Raw genomic sequence first — 15,709 nt, forward strand, 5'->3', positions numbered from 1 at the left:
TACGTGCTGTCGTTCATCGACCGACAGCTTTCCTGCCAGCCCATTCGCGGCCAAGGCCGCTCCTACAAGGCAGTTGCTTTCACAAAAGCCGCTGCGATGGATCGACAACAGGTGCTCAGATCACCGCATCGCGGCGCAGGTCGGCGATCTGTTCGGCGCCCAGGCCGAGCAGGCGCTGCAGCAGGGCCTCGGTGTGCTCGCCGAGCAGCGGCGGGGCGAGGCGGTAGTCCACCGGCGTGGCGGACAGGCGCAGCGGGCTGGCCACCTGCGGGGTGACGCTGCCCATGGAGTTGGGCATGTCCACGCGCAGGCCGCGGGCCTGCACCTGCGGGTCGGCGAACACCTGGGCCAGGTCGTTGATCGGGCCGCAGGGCACGCCGGCCGCCTCCAGCAACGCGACCCATTCGGCGGTGGTCTTGAACACCGTGGCCTGGCGCAGCAGCGGGATCAGTTCGGCGCGGTGGGCGACCCGCGCCTTGTTGGTGGAAAAACGCGGGTCGTCGGGCAAAGCCGGAAGCCCGGCGACCTCGCAGAACTTGCGGAACTGGCTGTCGTTGCCCACGGCGAGGATGAAGTCGCCGTCGGCGGTGGGGAAATCCTGGTAGGGCACGATGTTCGGGTGGGCGTTGCCCAGGCGCTTGGGCGCCGCGCCGGTGGCCAGGTAGTTCATTGCCTGGTTGGCCAGGCAGGCCACCTGCACGTCGAGCAGGGCGACGTCGAGGTGCTGGCCCTGGCCGCCCTGCTCACGGGCGTTCAGCGCGGCCAGCACGCCGACCGTGGCGTACAGGCCGGTGAGGATGTCGGTCAGCGCCACGCCGACCTTCATCGGCCCGGCGCCTTCCTCGCCGTCGGGCTTGCCGGTCAGGCTCATCAGCCCGCCGAGGCCCTGGATCATGAAGTCGTAGCCGGCACGCTTGGCGTAGGGGCCGTCCTGGCCGAAGCCGGTGATCGAGCAGTAGATCAGTCGCGGATTCACCGCCTTCAGCGATTCGTAGTCCAGTCCGTAGGCGGCCAGGCCGCCGACCTTGAAGTTCTCCAGCACCACGTCGCACTGCGCCGCCAGCTCGCGCACCAGGCGTTGGCCCTCGGGCTGGGTGAAGTCCAGGGTCAGCGACTGCTTGTTGCGGTTGGCGCACTGGAAGTAGGCCGCCTCGCGGCTGTCGTTGCCGTCGGCGTCCTTGATGTAGGGCGGGCCCCAGTGGCGGGTGTCGTCGCCCGTGCCCGGGCGTTCGACCTTGATCACCTCGGCGCCGAGGTCGGCGAGGATCTGCCCGGCCCAGGGGCCGGCCAGCACGCGGGACAGGTCGAGGACGCGGATATGGGACAGGGCGCCGGGCATGGCGAGACTCCTGGGTAGAGGCACGGTATGGATAGCTCCCTCTCCCTTTGGGAGAGGGTTGGGGTGAGGGATTTCCAGGCCGCTCCGCGCCGCCTATGACACCCTCACCCCCGGCCCCTCTCCCGGAGGAGAGGGGAGGCAAGCGTCAGAAGAACGCCTGGATACCGGTCTGCGCGCGGCCGAGAATCAGCGCGTGCACGTCGTGGGTGCCCTCGTAGGTGTTCACCACTTCCAGGTTGACCAGGTGGCGGGCCACGCCGAACTCGTCGCTGATGCCGTTGCCGCCCATCATGTCGCGGGCCAGGCGGGCGATGTCGAGGGCCTTGCCGCAGCTGTTGCGCTTCATGATCGAGGTGATTTCCACCGCGGCGGTGCCCTCGTCCTTCATCCGGCCCAGGCGCAGGCAGCCCTGCAGGGCCAGGGTGATCTCGGTCTGCATGTCGGCCAGCTTCTTCTGGATCAGCTGGTTGGCGGCCAGCGGGCGGCCGAACTGCTGGCGGTCCAGGGTGTACTGGCGCGCGGTGTGCCAGCAGAACTCGGCGGCGCCCAGGGCGCCCCAGCTGATGCCGTAGCGGGCGGAGTTGAGGCAGGTGAACGGGCCCTTCAGGCCGCGCACGTCGGGGAAGGCGTTCTCTTCGGGGCAGAACACGTTGTCCATGACGATCTCGCCGGTGATCGAGGCGCGCAGGCCGACCTTGCCGTGGATCGTCGGGGCGGAGAGGCCTTCCCAGCCCTTCTCCAGCACGAAGCCGCGGATCTCGCCCTCGTCGTCTTTCGCCCACACCACGAACACGTCGGCGATGGGGCTGTTGGTGATCCACATCTTGCTGCCGGTGATGCGGTAGCCGCCGTCGACCTTCTTCGCCCGGGTGATCATCGAGCCCGGGTCGGAGCCGTGGTTCGGCTCGGTCAGGCCGAAGCAGCCGATGTATTCGCCGCTGGCCAGCTTGGGCAGGTACTTCTGCCTAGTCGCCTCGTTGCCGAACTCGAAGATCGGCACCATCACCAGCGACGACTGCACGCTCATCATCGAGCGGTAGCCGGAGTCGACGCGCTCCACTTCGCGGGCGATCAGGCCGTAGCACACGTAGTTCAGGCCGCTGCCGCCGTACTCGGCGGGGATGGTGGCGCCGAGCAGGCCGGTCTCGCCCATCTCGCGGAAGATCTTCGGATCGGTCTGCTCATGGCGGAAGGCTTCCAGCACGCGCGGGGCCAGCTTGTCGGCGGCGAACTGCTGGGCGCTGTCGCGCACCATGCGTTCCTCCTCGGTCAGCTGCTGGTCCAGCAGGAGCGGGTCGATCCAGTTGAAGCTTGCCTTGGCGGCCATGGGCGAATCCTCGAAACGGTGGCAGGACAAACCGGCGCGTGGCCGGGCGATGGAGAGAGACTAGGCCGCCCGCCCGCCAGGGGCAAACGAGGATTTCGCACGCTGTTGTGCGAATAACTCACTCCGAGATAGCCTGAATAGGCATTTTCTTCTTCTTAGAGTGAGGTCATGGCATAGATGCGCCGCAGGATTCCCAGCACCGCCGCCCTGGTGGCCTTCGAGTCGGCGGCGCGCCACCAGAGCTTCACCCGGGCGGCCGACGAGCTGGCGCTGACCCAGAGCGCGATCTGCCGGCAGATCGCCGGGCTGGAGGAGTTTCTCGGCATCGAGCTGTTCCGCCGCTCGCGGCGCGGGGTACGGCTGACCGAGGCGGGGCTGGCCTACAGCCGCAAGATCGCCGCCCAGCTCGACGCCGTGGAGCGCGACACCCTGGCCGCCATGGGCCAGCAGGGGGCGATGGCCATCGAACTGGCGGTGGTGCCGACCTTCGCCACCCAGTGGCTGGTGCCGCGGCTCAAGGACTTCCAGCGCCTGCACCCGGAGGTGACGGTGCACCTCACCAACCGCACCCGGCCCTTCCTGTTCGCCGACACGGTGTTCGATGCCGCGATCTATTTCGGCGATGCCGAGTGGTCCGGCACCGAGGCGCATTTCCTCATGCCCGAGGAGCCGCTGCCGGTGTGCAGCCCGGAGTTGTTGCCGAAGGGCGGAACACTCGGGGCCGCCGAACTGGCGGCGCTGCCCCTGCTGCAGCAGAGCACCCGGCCCTACGCCTGGCGACAGTGGTTCGCCGCCCAGGGCCTGAGCGTGCCGCACGACCTCGGCGGGCCGCGCTACGAGCTGTTCTCCATGCTCGCCCAGGCGGCCAGCCACGGCATGGGCGTGGCGCTGATCCCGCCGTTCCTGATCCAGCGCGAACTGGCCGAGGGCCGCCTGGTGCCGGCCCACCCGGCGGCGCTGCACAGCAGCGACAAGGCCTATTACCTGATGATCCCCGAGCGCAAGGCCGAGTCCGCCGCGCTGCTGGCGTTCAGGGACTGGCTGTTGAAGGCGGCGCGGGAGTATCGGCAGGGCTGAAGGTTGTCGGACCTGAGTGGGTCAGGCGCGAGAAGTGCGCGCGTGATTCGTAGGGTGCGCCGCGCGCACCGATAAACCGGCAGCGCCGGTGCTCTGCTGTTTACCCATCTGCATGAAAGTTTTGGTTTCGCCCATCCGGGTGAAAGCGGGGTGTCGGAGCACTCGGTCATCGACTGGGCGACAGACCGACCCCGGATTTCATCCGGGCTACGACCGGTGCGCGCGGCGCACCCTACGGCGAGTGGCCATGAAAAAGGCTCTGTCCACGTTAGTCGTTGCACACCTTGTGGGAGCGGATTTATCCGCGAATGTCGCGGCCAATCGGAATGCCGCCCAACCGCTCCCACAAGAGCAGAATTACGCCACCAACACGTGACGGGTACATAGCCATGAAAAAGGCTGTATCCCCGTTAGAGGTTGTAGTGTCCTGACCCCTTCTGGATCCCCGCCTGCGCGGGGATGACGAGGTAGAGGTGGAATTTCTTCCGGAACCGTCATTCCCGCGCAGGCGGGAATCCAGGGGCAGGCAGATGCAGTGTTCAGTCAGACAGAGGCGCTTGACCGCGCAAACCGTCGGCGGTGCCGCGATCGATTGCGCTGATGGGTTACGGCCTGCGGCCTAACCGCCCTACGGGTTCCTATTGATATTCCAGGCAGACCTGTTTCCGCAGGGCAGTTGTAGTGTCTGCAACACGCCAATGGGCGCATAGGCATGAAAAAGCCGGGCAGGGCCCGGCTCTTTCATGCGTCGGTGATCGCTTAGCGCGAGCCGGCGACCTGGCCCATGGATATCCACTGGCCGGTCATCGAGCGGGTGTGGCGGTCCACTGTGGTCGGCGCGAAGGCGCGGCCGGAGCTGCTGGCCAGGGCGTTGCTGCCGCTGTTCATGTCGAGCAGGGCCGCGCGCAGGAACTTCCAGCGGGTCTGGAGCTTGGCCACCGCGGGGTTGCCCTTGCCCTCCAGCGAGCCGAGCTCCTGGTCGATCTTCGGCACCAGCACGCGCTCATCCTGGCCGACGTAGTTGTCGGTCTGCTCGCGGGCGATCTCGAAGCTGCCGATGTAGGAGCGGCTGAGGTATTGCACGGCCAGGTATTCGACCTGGGCCGGCAGTTCGCCAAGGGGGTCGGCGTTCGGCACGGCGCGCGCCACGGTCAGCAGGTCACGCAGTGACTGGGCCAGATCCGGCGGGTAGCTCCAGGGCATGTTGTCTTCTTTGGGGCCAAAGGAAACACCCCGGCGTAACTGGGTAACAAGTTTGTTGGTCAGGCCGGGTATTTCCGAGCTGGCGCTCATCGCGGCCTGGGCCGCCGTCTCCAGATCGGCGATGTCCTTCTCCAGGCGAGTCAGATACTCCTCCTGGAAGCCTTCCCCCCTGACCAGCAACAGGCTGCTGGTGGCTCTACTGGCATACACCTGCACTTGCTCGGCGGCCGTCATGGCGGCTGCCTGGGCAATTGCCGAAACGCTTGCCAGAATCCCTAACGTGATGGAAAAAATCAATCGAATCAAAGGATTACGATTCATCCCCCGGTCGCTCCTTGTTATTCTTGTCGGCGCGTGTCTATCGGTTGGCAGAGGCCGTCCGCGCGGTGGCAACAGCCTACTGCGCTTGCAATAGCAAGGGATGAGCCAAAAGAGTGATTTACATCGCAATTTCGATGTCGCGAAGTCGGCGCGTCCGCGTCTGTGCTACTCGCGCATCCACCCCGCCCCGGAGCGGGCGCTCCAAGGCGGGGTGAGCGGAAACCGCCGCGCATGCCGCGCGGCGCTGGGGACGGGTCAGACGCTCGGTTGCTGCTGCCAGACCTTGGGCTTGAAGTAGAGCGTCTCACCCCGGGCCAGCCCGGCCAGGCTGTCGTGGTCCTTGACCACCTCGGCTTCGATCAGCTCGTCCTGGCCGTCGACCTTGAGGGTCACCCGGGTGATGGCGCCCAGCGGGCGGATGTCGCGCACCTCGGCGCTGCGATGTTCTTCCACCGCCTGGCGCGACAGCGAGACCTCGTGCGGGCGGAACAGCAGGTGCTGGTCCTCGCCGATGTGCAGGCGGTTGGAGTCGCCGAGGAAGTGGTAGACGAAGTCGCTGGCCGGCTGCTCGTAGACCTCGCCGGGCGAGCCGATCTGCTCGATCACGCCCTTGTTCATCACCACGATGCGGTCGGCCACTTCCATGGCTTCTTCCTGGTCGTGGGTGACGAACACGCTGGTCAGGTGCACTTCCTCGTGCAGGCGCGCCAGCCAGCGGCGCAGCTCCTTGCGCACCTTGGCGTCGAGGGCGCCGAACGGCTCGTCGAGCAGCAGCACCTTGGGCTTCACCGCCAGGGCGCGGGCCAGGGCGATGCGCTGGCGCTGGCCGCCGGACAGCTGTTCCGGGTAGCGGTCGGCCAGCCAGTCGAGCTGGACCATGTTGAGCAGCTCGTGCACGCGCTCGGCGACTTCCTTCTCGCCGGGCCGCTCGCCCTTGGGCTTCATGCGCAGGCCGAAGGCGACGTTGTCGAACACCGTCATGTGGCGGAACAGGGCGTAGTGCTGGAACACGAAGCCGACGTTGCGATCGCGCACGTCGTGGCGCGACACGTCCTCGCCATGGAACACGATGTTGCCGGTGTCCGGGGTCTCCAGGCCGGCGATGATGCGCAGCAGGCTGGTCTTGCCGCAGCCGGACGGGCCGAGCAGGGCCACCAGCTCGCCGCTCTGGATGTCCAGGTTGATGTCGTTGAGTGCGCGGAAGGCGCCGAAATTCTTGGTGACGTTGCGGATTTCGATCGACATGAAAACTTACTCCTCGTCGTCTGCGGATTTCAGACGGGACAGGCGGGATTCGCTCCACTGCTTGAGCAGCAGGATGATCAGGGCCAGGGCCAGCAGCAGGCTGGCCACGCTGAACGCGGCGACGTGGTTGTACTCGTTGTAGAGGATTTCGACGTGCAGCGGCAGGGTGTTGGTGTAACCACGGATGTGCCCGGACACCACCGACACCGCGCCGAACTCGCCCATGGCGCGGGCGGCGCACAGCACCACGCCGTAGATCAGGCCCCATTTGATGTTCGGCAGGGTCACGTGCCAGAACATCTGCCAGCCGTTGGCGCCGAGCAGGCGCGCGGCTTCTTCCTCCTGGGTGCCCTGTTCCTGCATCAGCGGGATCAGCTCGCGGGCGACGAAGGGCACGGTGACGAACACGGTGGCGAGGACGATGCCGGGCAGGGCGAAGATGATCTGGATGTCGCGCTCCTGCAGCCACTCGCCGAAGAAGCCCTGGGCGCCGAACAGCAGCACGTAGATCAGGCCGGCGATCACCGGGGAGACGGAGAACGGCAGGTCGATCAGCGTTACCAGGATGCTCTTGCCGCGGAACTCGTACTTGCTCACGCACCAGGCAGCGGCCACGCCGAACACCAGGTTGAGCGGAACCGAGATGCCGACCGCGAGCAGGGTCAGCTTCAGCGCGCTGATCGCATCCGGCTCGACCAGCGCGGTGAAGAAGGTGCCGAGGCCGAGCTTCAGCGCCTCCGACAGCACCACGTACAGCGGCAGCAGGAGGAACAGGGCGAAGGCCAGCCAGGCACCGATGATCAGGGCGAGGCGCCCGGTGGCGGTGCCGCGGCGGGCGGCGTTGGCGGCCGCGCTGGCCGTCAGGGTCGTACTGGACATGGCGGCCTCCTCACGGGCGTTCGATGCGGCGCTGCAGCAGGTTGATCAGCAGCAGCAGGATGAACGAGACCACCAGCATCAGCACGCCGATGGTGGTGGCGCCGTGGTAGTCGTACTGGTCGAGCTTGACCATGATCAGCAGCGGCAGGATCTCGGTCTTCATCGGCATGTTGCCGGCGATGAAGATGACCGAGCCGTACTCGCCAACGCCGCGGGCGAAGGCCAGGGCGAAGCCGGTCAGCCAGGCCGGTAGCAGGGCCGGCGCCAGCACGTGGCGGAACACCTGGAACGGCTTGGCGCCGAGGCAGGCGGCGGCTTCCTCGACCTCGCGCGGGATGTCCGCCAGCACCGGCTGGATGGTCCGCACCACGAAGGGCAGGGTGACGAAGGTCAGGGCCAGGGTGATGCCCAGCGGGGTGTAGGCGATCTTGAAGCCCAGCGCGGTGGCGAATTGGCCGACCAGGCCGGCCGGCGCATAGAGCGCGGTGAGGGCGATCCCGGCGACGGCGGTGGGCAGGGCGAAGGGCAGGTCGATCATCGCGTCGATCAGCCGGCGGCCGGGGAAGTCGTAGCGCACCAGCACCCAGGCCAGCAGCGTGCCGATGATGCCGTTGAGGACGGCGGCGTAGAAGGCGGTGGAGAAGCTCAGTTTGAGCGCGGCGATCACCCGCGGCGCGGAGATGATGGTCCAGATCTGATCCCAGCTCAGCTGGGCGGCATGCACGAACATGGCACCCAGGGGAATCAGCACCAGCAGGCTGAGGTACACCAGGGTGTAGCCCAGCGTCAGCCCGAAGCCGGGTATGACGGGGGAAATGCGGCGTGACATAAAACCTCAGCGGCAAGTTTCAAGCTGCAAGCGACAAGTAAGAGCCTGTTCGCGCTCTGGCTGGCGAAAAGAGGCGCCATTGTAGGAGCGGCCTTGGCCGCGAAGCTCTTCTGGCTTTGCCCCGATTCGCGGCCAAGGCCGCTCCTACAGTGGGTTTCCGGATCGTGAACAGGCTTCCAGGGCGCCACCCGCGACAGCCCGCTTGCAGCGTGGGGCGTGTCGCGGGTGGCTGCGCACGTCAGTGCGCCTGGTAGATCTGGTCGAAGATACCACCGTCGTTGAAGAACTTCGGCTGGGCTTCCTTCCAACCGTTGAAGTCCTTGTCGATGGTGACCAGCTTCAGCTGCGGGAACTGCTTGGCGAACTCGGCCGCCACCTGCTCGTTGCGCGGGCGGTAGAAGTGCTTGGCGGCGATGCGCTGGCCTTCGTCGCTGTACAGGTACTGCAGGTAGGCGGTGGCGACTTCGCGGGTGCCCTTCTTGTCGACGTTCTTGTCGACCACCGCCACCGGCGGCTCGGCCAGGATGGACAGGCTCGGCGCGACGATCTCGAACTGGTCGCCGCCCTGTTCCTTCAGGGCCAGGAAGGCCTCGTTCTCCCAGGCCAGCAGCACGTCGCCGATCTGGTTGTTGACGAAGGTGATGGTCGAGCCGCGGGCGCCGGTGTCCAGCACCGGGACGTTCTTGTACAGCTTCTCGACGAATTCCTTGGCCTTCTCCTCGCTACCGTACTGCTGCTGGGCGTAGGCCCAGGCGGCCAGGAAGTTCCAGCGGGCGCCGCCGGAGGTCTTCGGGTTCGGGGTGATGACTTCCACGCCGTCCTTGGTCAGGTCGCCCCAGTCCTTGATGCCTTTCGGGTTGCCCTTGCGCACCAGGAACACGATGGTCGAGGTGTAGGGAGTGCTGGATTGCGGCAGGCGGCTCTGCCAGTCCTCGGGGATCAGCTTGCCGAGCTTGTACAGCTCGTCGATGTCACCGGCCAGGGCCAGGGTCACCACGTCGGCGCGCAGGCCGTCGATCACGGCGCGGGCCTGCTTGCCGGAGCCACCGTGGGATTGCTGGATGGTCACCGCTTCCTTGCCCTGGGCGGTCCAGTGCTTGTTGAAGGCGGCGTTGTATTCCTGGTACAGCTCGCGGGTCGGGTCGTAGGAGACGTTGAGGATCTCCGTGGCGGCGACGGTCGGGCCGGCGAACAGGGCGGTGGCCAGCGCGGCCAGGGCGAAACGGCGAATGGACATGGTGCTGCTCCTGAGAATTGCGGATCTGCTGTTGTTCTGAGTTGGCGTTCTTCGGGGGGCTCTATGTCAGCGGCGCATTCGCGCCCGACTGTGGCGAGGCCGCTGCCGGGATGTGCTCGTGGCCTGCTCGATGCTGCGGTTCATTGCGTCCTCCGGTGGTCCAGTCGGGTGTCGCTGGATCAGGCCTGCTTGCTGTTCTGGGCCTGCAGGCGGAATTTTTCCTTGCGCTCGATCTGCACGACCTGGCCGTTGTGGACGGTGATCTCCACCGAGCCGAATCGCAGGCCCTGCAGGGCGGACTGGATTTCACGCAGGATGCCGGCTTCGTCCTGGCCTTCGACGCTTCTGAGGGTTGCGCTCATGACTCTGCTCTCCATTGGATGGGGCCCGGGGTTGGGCGTGGAGCGGATATTAGGGGCAGACGATTTAGTCTTAAAAAGAATATTTAATGATTTATTTATTCGTTTCAGGACTATGTGAGGCGAGACCGCGAATTGCCGCCGGCGGTTCCCGTGATCTTGACCGTGGCGTCGAAATTCCTGCCGCTCGTCACAACGCCCTGCTTCCCCCATCGCCAGCGCTCCGGGAGGGCGCATAGTCTTGTCCGATGAACGTGACGAGGCGGCGTCCGATGGACGACAACGAACAGGCTCCGAGCGAACTCGAGACCCTCACCCTGGCCCTGCTGCACAGCCGGGGCGAGGTCGAGCGCCTGCGTGAACGCGAACAACTGGTGGGCAGCCTGCTGGCCGGCCTCAACGCGGTGCTCTGGGCGTTCGACTGGGAGCAGCAGCGGATGGTCTACGTCAGCCCGGCCTACGAGCAGATATTCGGCCGCAGCGCCGCGCTGCTGCTGGCCGACTACAACGAATGGCTCAACAGCATCTACCCGGACGACATGGAATACGCCGCGCGCAGCCTGCAATCGGTGCTGGAAGTGGGCTCGGTGGAGCAGCGTGAATACCGCATCATCCGCGGCGACGGCGAAGTGCGCTGGCTGAGCGACAAATGCTTCATCAGCCCGCCGAGCCTGTTCGATGGCCGCTCGCTGATCGTCGGCATCGCCGAGGACATCACCGAGAAGAAGACCCTGCAGGGCGAGCTGCATCGCCTGGCCACCAGCGACGTGCTGACGGGCGCCAGCAACCGCCGGCATTTCTTCGAGTGCGCCGAAGCGCTGTTCGCCGAGTCCTGTTCCAGCGGCCGGCCGCTGTCCTTCCTGCTGCTCGACATCGACGACTTCAAGAAGATCAACGACAGCCACGGTCACCAGGCCGGCGACCGCGTGCTGCAGCGGGTGGCCCATTGTGCCGCCTACGTGCTGCGTCGCGACGATCTGTTCGGGCGTATCGGCGGCGAGGAATTCGCCGCCATCTTCCCCAACTGCGACGCCCAGCAGGCGCGCCAGGTGGCCGAGCGCCTGCAGCGGGAAGTGCAGCGCCTGCAGTTCAGCAACGACGGCGAGACCTTCGGCGTGACCATCAGCCAGGGCATCACGGTGCGCGGCGAGGGCGACGAGCTGGACGACCTCTATGCCCGCGCCGATGCGGCCATGTACCAGGCCAAGCGGCAGGGCAAGGACTGCATCGTGCTGGGATGATCGGTGTAGGGTGCGCCGTGCGCACCGGCGGCCCGGATGCGCTGCGCATGGCGCACCCTACATCGAGCGCCTTGGATGAAATCGAAAGGTCTTTAAATTCACTCAAGGAATAAGTAAATGAATTCTTATTCCTTAACTTGTGATTCATCCCTGCCTAGACTGGCCTCCGAAACCTATCGAGGAGGCACCAGCCATGGCCAGCCAGACCACCCGCTACCTGATCCTGCCCGGATGGCAGGGCTCGCCTGACGACCACTGGCAGAGCCACTGGCAGCGCAGCCTGCCCCATGCCCGCCGGGTCGAGCAGGCGGACTGGGACAATCCCGATCCGCACGCCTGGGTCGCCACCCTCGAACGCGAAGTGGCGGCGGCCAGTGGGCCGTTGATCCTGGTGGCGCACAGCCTCGGCTGCGTCACCGTGGCGCGCTGGGCCGCACAGGCGCCGCTGGCCCTGCTGCGCAAGGTGCGCGGCGCGCTGCTGGTGGCGCCGGCCGACGTCGAGCGGCCGAACTGCCCCGAGGCGCTACGCGGCTTCGCCCCCATCTCGCGCGACCTGCTGCCGTTCCCCAGCCTGCTGGTGGGTTCGGACAACGACCACGCCGCCAGCGCCCCCCGCGTCCTGCAGATGGCCCGCGACTGGGGCGCCGTGCCGGCCATCCTGCCGGGCGCCGGACACATCAACGTCAAGTCCGGGCACCAGCGCTGGGAGCAGGGTTTCGCCTACCTGTACCGCCTGCAGCGGCAGATCGAACAACTGGAACGCATGCGCGCATGAACCCCGCCGACCGCGCGACGCGCCTGTGCGCGCGTCGGCGCCGCATCCACTTCATTCCCATCTGAGCCGCTTCGCGGCGGCTCGCATCGAACGAGATATCGCAATGAGCCGCCCCGCCTTTCCCCAGCAGTCGCTGCTGACCTTCGCCGACACCGAAAAGAGCCCCCTGAGCATCCGCGCCAAGGCGCTGGTGTTCGTCGACTCGCGTTCGCGCCAGCTGCGCGAGCAGGCCAACGCGCTGGCCGCCGCCGAGCTGCCGGTGCTGATCGTCGGCGAGACCGGCACCGGCAAGGAACTGCTGGCCCGCCACGTGCACCGCGAGAGCGAGCGCGGCGGCCTGTTCGTGGCCGTCAACTGCGGCGCCATCAGCCCGCAGTGGGGCGAGGCCGAGCTGTTCGGCCATGCCGCGGGCGCCTATTCCGGCGCCGCCAGCAGCCGCGCCGGCTGGTTCGGCTCGGCCAACGGCGGCACCCTCTACCTGGACGAGATCGCCGACCTGCCGCTCGGCCTGCAGGACAAGCTGCTGGCCGCGCTGGAGACCCGCGAGGTGCAGCGGGTCGGCGGCCACCAGGCGACTCCGGTGAACGTGCGCCTGGTGACCGCCACCAGCATCGACCTGGCGCAGGCGGTGGCCGCCGGCAAGTTCAGCGAGCGCCTGTTCCTCTACCTCAACGAGGGCCGCCTGGAACTGCCGGCGCTGCGCGAGCGGCCGGGCGACATCCTGCCGCTGGCCGAGTATTTCCTCGGCATCTACGCCCAGCGCCTGGGGCTGGACATCCCGCAGATCGGCACCGAGGCTCAGGCGGCCCTGGAGGCCCATCCCTGGCACGGCAACACCCGCGAGCTGGAGAACGTCATCCACTTCGCCCTGCTGGTCAGCAGCGGCGAGGAAATCCTGCCGCAGCACCTCAACCTGCCGGCCAGCGCCCCGCTGCAGGGCCTCGAACGGCAGCTGGCGAGGCTGAGCGTGGCCGAGCGCGCGGCGCTGTTGCAACGGTTGAGCGCCTAGAGGGCGCTCAGGGCCTGTTGTTTACGATCCTTTGAGCAGCACGGTTTTTACTGAAACCTTGCTTTCCAGCTCGTCTCCTCGGCGCAGGCCGGGGTCCAGAAAACCGACAGGCGATTCGGCGCGGGCAACTGGATACCGGCCTGCGCCGGTATGACGGGCTTTGTAGCTCCACGCCTTGAAGAAAAACCGGGCGGCTGGCCAGGTTCGGAAAGATCGTAAGCGGGCTCTCAGGAGTAGAGCGAGGGCGTCGGCGGCAGACTGCTGGTCAGCCACTGGCCGATGTCGCGCACCTTGTAGTCCAGCGGGTCGTGCAGGCTGTGTACCCGTACGTTGCGCCAGAAGCGGTCGAAGCCGTAGCGCGAGGCGGTGGAGCGGGCGCCCATGGTCTCGAACACCTGGCTGGTGATCTCCAGCGCGGCGCGGGCGGAGGCGACCCGCGCCTCGGCGATCAGCAGCGCCACTTCGCCACGCTCGGCGGCGCCGAGGGCGGGCTTGTCCCAGGCCTGCTGCAGGCGCTCGGCGGCCAGCTCGGCCTGCAGCAGGGAGCCGCGGTAGAGCAGCCAGAGTTCGCCGTAGCGCTTCTGGATGAAGGGGTCTTCGCTGGCCTCGCTCACGCCGGCGCCCAGCCAGGGCCGCGCCTGCTCGCGCAGGTAGCGCAGGGCGCCGTCCAGCGCACCCTGGGCGTTGCCCAGGTAGAGCTGGGTGAGGATCAGCTGCGACACGCACACCCGCAGGCTGCTGCGCGGGCTCTGGCCGCCGGAGACCAGCAGCTCGTCGCGGTCGACGAAGACGTTCTCGAACTGCACCGTGCCGCTGTCGGTCTGGCGCTGGCCGAAGGCGTCCCAGTCATCGTTGACGGCCAGGCCCTCGCGCTGCGCCGGCAGGATCAGGAACACCCGGTCGGTGGGGCCGCCGCGAGGCGCGCTGACCACCAGGGCGTCGGCGCCGAGCGCGCCGGAGCAGAAGGACTTGCGCCCGTTCAGCTCGAAATGCTCTTCGCGGGCCGTCAGTTCCAGGCCCAGGTCGCGGCCGTTGGTGGCGTTGCCCCAGAACCAGCGTTCGCGCACCGCCCGGGTCAGCCAGTGGCGCTGCTGCTCGGCGCTGCCGTGGAGCAGGATGGTGGCGACCTGGAGGTGGTTGAAGGCGAACAGGTGGGCCAGCGAACTGTCGGCCGCCGCCAGGTGACGAACGATGCGGTAGATCTCCGGCCAGGAGCGTTCCTGGCCGTCGAAGCGCTGCGGTATCGCCAGGGCCAGCAGGCCGCTGTCGCGGACCAGCTCCCGCTCGGCGCGGGCGTGGCCGCCGCGCCGGTCGCGCTCCACCGCGTTCTCCGCCAGCCGGCGGGCCAGGCGCTCGACCTTGGCGGTGAGGTTGCCGAAGTCGACGGGGAACAGCCGGACATCCAGCAACGGCTCGGCCAGCGGATGCAGATGGCGCGCGTCACTGGCCATCGTGCGGCTCCGGCTGCCAGACGGCCACGTCGGTGGCGTCCACGCGCCTGGGCAGCAGGCCCTCGTCGAAGAAGGCGTCGGCGATCTTCTGCTGTTCGCCCAGGCCGTCCCGGCGCACCGGGCCGACCCGGTAGCTGCGGCGGGCGTTGGCCTGCTCGACGATCGCCGGGTCGAGGTTGCCCCACAGCGGGCCGAGGATTCGCGCGGCCTCGGCGGGGTGCGCGCGCAGCCAGTCGCCGGCCTTGACCAGCTCGGCGTAGACGGTCTCCAGCACCTGCGGGTGGGCCTTGGCGAAGGCGCTGCTGGTCAGGTAGTAGCGCTGGTAGCTGGCCAGGCCCGCGCTGTCCGCCAGGGTGCGGGTCGGCAGCTGGCGCTGGGCGGCGCTGAGGAAGGGTTCCCAGGTGACCCAGGCGTCCACCTTGCCGTTCTCGAAGGCCGCGCGGCCATCGGCCGGGGTCAGGTAGGCGGGCTGGATGTCGCTGAACTTCAACCCCGCCTTGGCCAGCGCGGCGATCAGCAGGTAGTGCGAGCCGGCGGCCTTGGTCACCGCCACCTTCTTGCCCTTCAGCTCGCCGAGGCTGCGTAGCGGCGAGTCCTCGCGCACGAGGATCGCCTGGGCGGCGGGCGAGGGCGCCTCCTGGGCGAAGTAGGCGAGCTGGGCGCCGGCGGCCTGGGCGAACACCGGCACGGTATCGGCGACGTCGGCGGAGAGGTCGACGTTGCCGACGTTGAGCGCCTCCAGCAGCGGCTGGCCGCTGGCGAACTCGTGCCAGCTGACCTTGATGTCCTGGCCGGCGAAGGCCTTCTCCAGCGTGCCCTGGCTCTTCAGCAGGCTGATCAGGGTGGAGGATTTCTGGTAGCCGATGCGCAGGGCGGTTTCCGCCTGGGCCGGGGTGGCGAGGGCGGCGAACAGGCCGAGGCTAAGGCCGATGCCCAGCAGGGCGCGGCGGGGCAGGGAATGGCGGGACATGGGAGACCTCTTGTTGTCATGGCGTCCCGGCCATGGCGAGGCGGCGGAACACGAAACTTCCTGGGGGGGAAATGCGAGAAGTCCGGTGGTCCGGTAGGTGAAAGCTATTCGATCTGAAAAACGACCGACAAATACTTTTCGGGAATTAGCTTATGGAGCGATGCGGCTTCGCTGTTTATTCTTTTTAGTTTCATAAAAGTGAAAAATAATTCTTTTTGGCGCTTACAGAAATCCCCTAGATTGAGCGCCAAGCCGCAAGCGGGTTCCCGCTGCGCGCCCCGATAAGCCCATAAAGCGGGCCCGCTTCGCCGTACGGGTCCCATACCAAGACAGAAAGACAGCATCCGGAGCATCAGCATGAACAAATCCTCCCTGGCTCTCGCCGTGGCCCTCGGCGTGATCGCCCAGCAGGCTTCCGCCGCCGGCTTCATCGAAGACAGCAAGGCA

General features: G+C 67.2%; 14 protein-coding genes. 4 read left to right on the plus strand and 10 right to left on the minus strand.

Going from position 1 to position 15,709, the window contains the following annotated elements; genetic code table 11:
• Positions 1–115: 115 nt before the first annotated feature.
• Both N7640_RS25225 and N7640_RS25230 read right to left on the minus strand, forming a co-directional pair.
• Positions 116–1,339, minus strand: a complete 1,224-nt coding sequence (locus tag N7640_RS25225) for a CaiB/BaiF CoA-transferase family protein (RefSeq protein WP_279906266.1) — start codon at positions 1,337–1,339, stop codon at positions 116–118.
• Between the two features lie 145 nt (positions 1,340–1,484).
• A complete protein-coding gene (locus N7640_RS25230; protein ID WP_220811227.1) occupies positions 1,485–2,666 on the minus strand; it encodes an acyl-CoA dehydrogenase in 1,182 nt (393 codons plus the stop codon).
• Positions 2,667–2,843: 177 nt separating this feature from the next.
• Here N7640_RS25230 and N7640_RS25235 point away from each other — a divergent pair, with 177 nt between their 5' ends.
• A complete protein-coding gene (locus N7640_RS25235) occupies positions 2,844–3,743 on the plus strand; it encodes a LysR family transcriptional regulator (RefSeq protein WP_220811228.1) in 900 nt (299 codons plus the stop codon).
• Positions 3,744–4,502: 759 nt separating this feature from the next.
• On the opposite strand, the gene N7640_RS25240 is transcribed toward N7640_RS25235, so the two are convergent.
• The 6 genes from N7640_RS25240 to oscA form a co-directional block, all read right to left on the minus strand.
• Positions 4,503–5,180 (minus strand): hypothetical protein, encoded by a 678-nt coding sequence (locus N7640_RS25240; protein ID WP_262880319.1) that lies wholly within the window; start codon positions 5,178–5,180, stop codon positions 4,503–4,505.
• Positions 5,181–5,522: 342 nt separating this feature from the next.
• On the minus strand, positions 5,523–6,512 hold the full coding sequence (locus N7640_RS25245) for a sulfate ABC transporter ATP-binding protein (protein WP_279906022.1): 990 nt from the start codon (positions 6,510–6,512) through the stop codon (positions 5,523–5,525).
• 6 nt (positions 6,513–6,518) lie between these two features.
• Entirely contained in the window at positions 6,519–7,391 is an 873-nt protein-coding gene (gene cysW / locus N7640_RS25250; protein ID WP_279906021.1) for a sulfate ABC transporter permease subunit CysW, read from the minus strand.
• A gap of 10 nt (positions 7,392–7,401) precedes the next feature.
• Entirely contained in the window at positions 7,402–8,220 is an 819-nt protein-coding gene (gene cysT / locus N7640_RS25255; RefSeq protein WP_220811232.1) for a sulfate ABC transporter permease subunit CysT, read from the minus strand.
• A gap of 238 nt (positions 8,221–8,458) precedes the next feature.
• Positions 8,459–9,457: a sulfate ABC transporter substrate-binding protein gene (locus N7640_RS25260; RefSeq protein ID WP_220811233.1), complete on the minus strand. Its 999-nt coding sequence runs from the start codon at positions 9,455–9,457 to the stop codon at positions 8,459–8,461.
• A gap of 179 nt (positions 9,458–9,636) precedes the next feature.
• Positions 9,637–9,819 (minus strand): sulfur starvation response protein OscA, encoded by a 183-nt coding sequence (oscA, locus tag N7640_RS25265; RefSeq protein WP_220811234.1) that lies wholly within the window; start codon positions 9,817–9,819, stop codon positions 9,637–9,639.
• A gap of 269 nt (positions 9,820–10,088) precedes the next feature.
• Between oscA and N7640_RS25270 the strand changes: the two genes are divergently transcribed.
• The 3 genes from N7640_RS25270 to N7640_RS25280 all read left to right on the plus strand — a co-directional run bounded on the left by N7640_RS25270 (position 10,089) and on the right by N7640_RS25280 (position 12,841).
• Positions 10,089–11,057: a sensor domain-containing diguanylate cyclase gene (locus N7640_RS25270; RefSeq protein WP_220811235.1), complete on the plus strand. Its 969-nt coding sequence runs from the start codon at positions 10,089–10,091 to the stop codon at positions 11,055–11,057.
• A 193-nt stretch (positions 11,058–11,250) separates the two neighbouring features.
• On the plus strand, positions 11,251–11,832 hold the full coding sequence (locus N7640_RS25275) for an alpha/beta hydrolase (RefSeq protein WP_279906020.1): 582 nt from the start codon (positions 11,251–11,253) through the stop codon (positions 11,830–11,832).
• Between the two features lie 103 nt (positions 11,833–11,935).
• Entirely contained in the window at positions 11,936–12,841 is a 906-nt protein-coding gene (locus N7640_RS25280; protein WP_279906019.1) for a sigma 54-interacting transcriptional regulator, read from the plus strand.
• Positions 12,842–13,068: 227 nt separating this feature from the next.
• On the opposite strand, the gene N7640_RS25285 is transcribed toward N7640_RS25280, so the two are convergent.
• Together N7640_RS25285 and N7640_RS25290 are read right to left on the minus strand one after the other, a co-directional pair.
• Positions 13,069–14,292, minus strand: a complete 1,224-nt coding sequence (locus N7640_RS25285; RefSeq protein WP_279906018.1) for an acyl-CoA dehydrogenase family protein — start codon at positions 14,290–14,292, stop codon at positions 13,069–13,071.
• A complete protein-coding gene (locus tag N7640_RS25290; RefSeq protein ID WP_279906017.1) occupies positions 14,282–15,262 on the minus strand; it encodes an aliphatic sulfonate ABC transporter substrate-binding protein in 981 nt (326 codons plus the stop codon). The genes N7640_RS25285 and N7640_RS25290 overlap by 11 nt, the downstream gene beginning before the upstream one ends.
• Positions 15,263–15,709 lie beyond the last annotated feature (447 nt).

Source organism: Pseudomonas sp. GD04015, from assembly GCF_029837675.1.
Lineage (GTDB): Bacteria > Pseudomonadota > Gammaproteobacteria > Pseudomonadales > Pseudomonadaceae > Aquipseudomonas > Aquipseudomonas paralcaligenes.

What these genes read in the sequence shown, in the direction of transcription:
- N7640_RS25285 (WP_279906018.1), bottom strand. Translation starts at nt 14,292, where the DNA reads ATGGCCAGTGACGCGCGCCATCTGCATCCGCTGGCCGAGCCGTTGCTG.
- oscA (WP_220811234.1), bottom strand. Translation starts at nt 9,819, where the DNA reads ATGAGCGCAACCCTCAGAAGCGTCGAAGGCCAGGACGAAGCCGGCATC.
- N7640_RS25270 (WP_220811235.1), top strand. Translation starts at nt 10,089, where the DNA reads ATGGACGACAACGAACAGGCTCCGAGCGAACTCGAGACCCTCACCCTG.
- N7640_RS25235 (WP_220811228.1), top strand. Translation starts at nt 2,844, where the DNA reads ATGCGCCGCAGGATTCCCAGCACCGCCGCCCTGGTGGCCTTCGAGTCG.
- N7640_RS25275 (WP_279906020.1), top strand. Translation starts at nt 11,251, where the DNA reads ATGGCCAGCCAGACCACCCGCTACCTGATCCTGCCCGGATGGCAGGGC.
- N7640_RS25225 (WP_279906266.1), bottom strand. Translation starts at nt 1,339, where the DNA reads ATGCCCGGCGCCCTGTCCCATATCCGCGTCCTCGACCTGTCCCGCGTG.
- N7640_RS25240 (WP_262880319.1), bottom strand. Translation starts at nt 5,180, where the DNA reads ATGACGGCCGCCGAGCAAGTGCAGGTGTATGCCAGTAGAGCCACCAGC.
- N7640_RS25245 (WP_279906022.1), bottom strand. Translation starts at nt 6,512, where the DNA reads ATGTCGATCGAAATCCGCAACGTCACCAAGAATTTCGGCGCCTTCCGC.
- N7640_RS25230 (WP_220811227.1), bottom strand. Translation starts at nt 2,666, where the DNA reads ATGGCCGCCAAGGCAAGCTTCAACTGGATCGACCCGCTCCTGCTGGAC.
- cysW (WP_279906021.1), bottom strand. Translation starts at nt 7,391, where the DNA reads ATGTCCAGTACGACCCTGACGGCCAGCGCGGCCGCCAACGCCGCCCGC.
- N7640_RS25290 (WP_279906017.1), bottom strand. Translation starts at nt 15,262, where the DNA reads ATGTCCCGCCATTCCCTGCCCCGCCGCGCCCTGCTGGGCATCGGCCTT.
- cysT (WP_220811232.1), bottom strand. Translation starts at nt 8,220, where the DNA reads ATGTCACGCCGCATTTCCCCCGTCATACCCGGCTTCGGGCTGACGCTG.
- N7640_RS25260 (WP_220811233.1), bottom strand. Translation starts at nt 9,457, where the DNA reads ATGTCCATTCGCCGTTTCGCCCTGGCCGCGCTGGCCACCGCCCTGTTC.
- N7640_RS25280 (WP_279906019.1), top strand. Translation starts at nt 11,936, where the DNA reads ATGAGCCGCCCCGCCTTTCCCCAGCAGTCGCTGCTGACCTTCGCCGAC.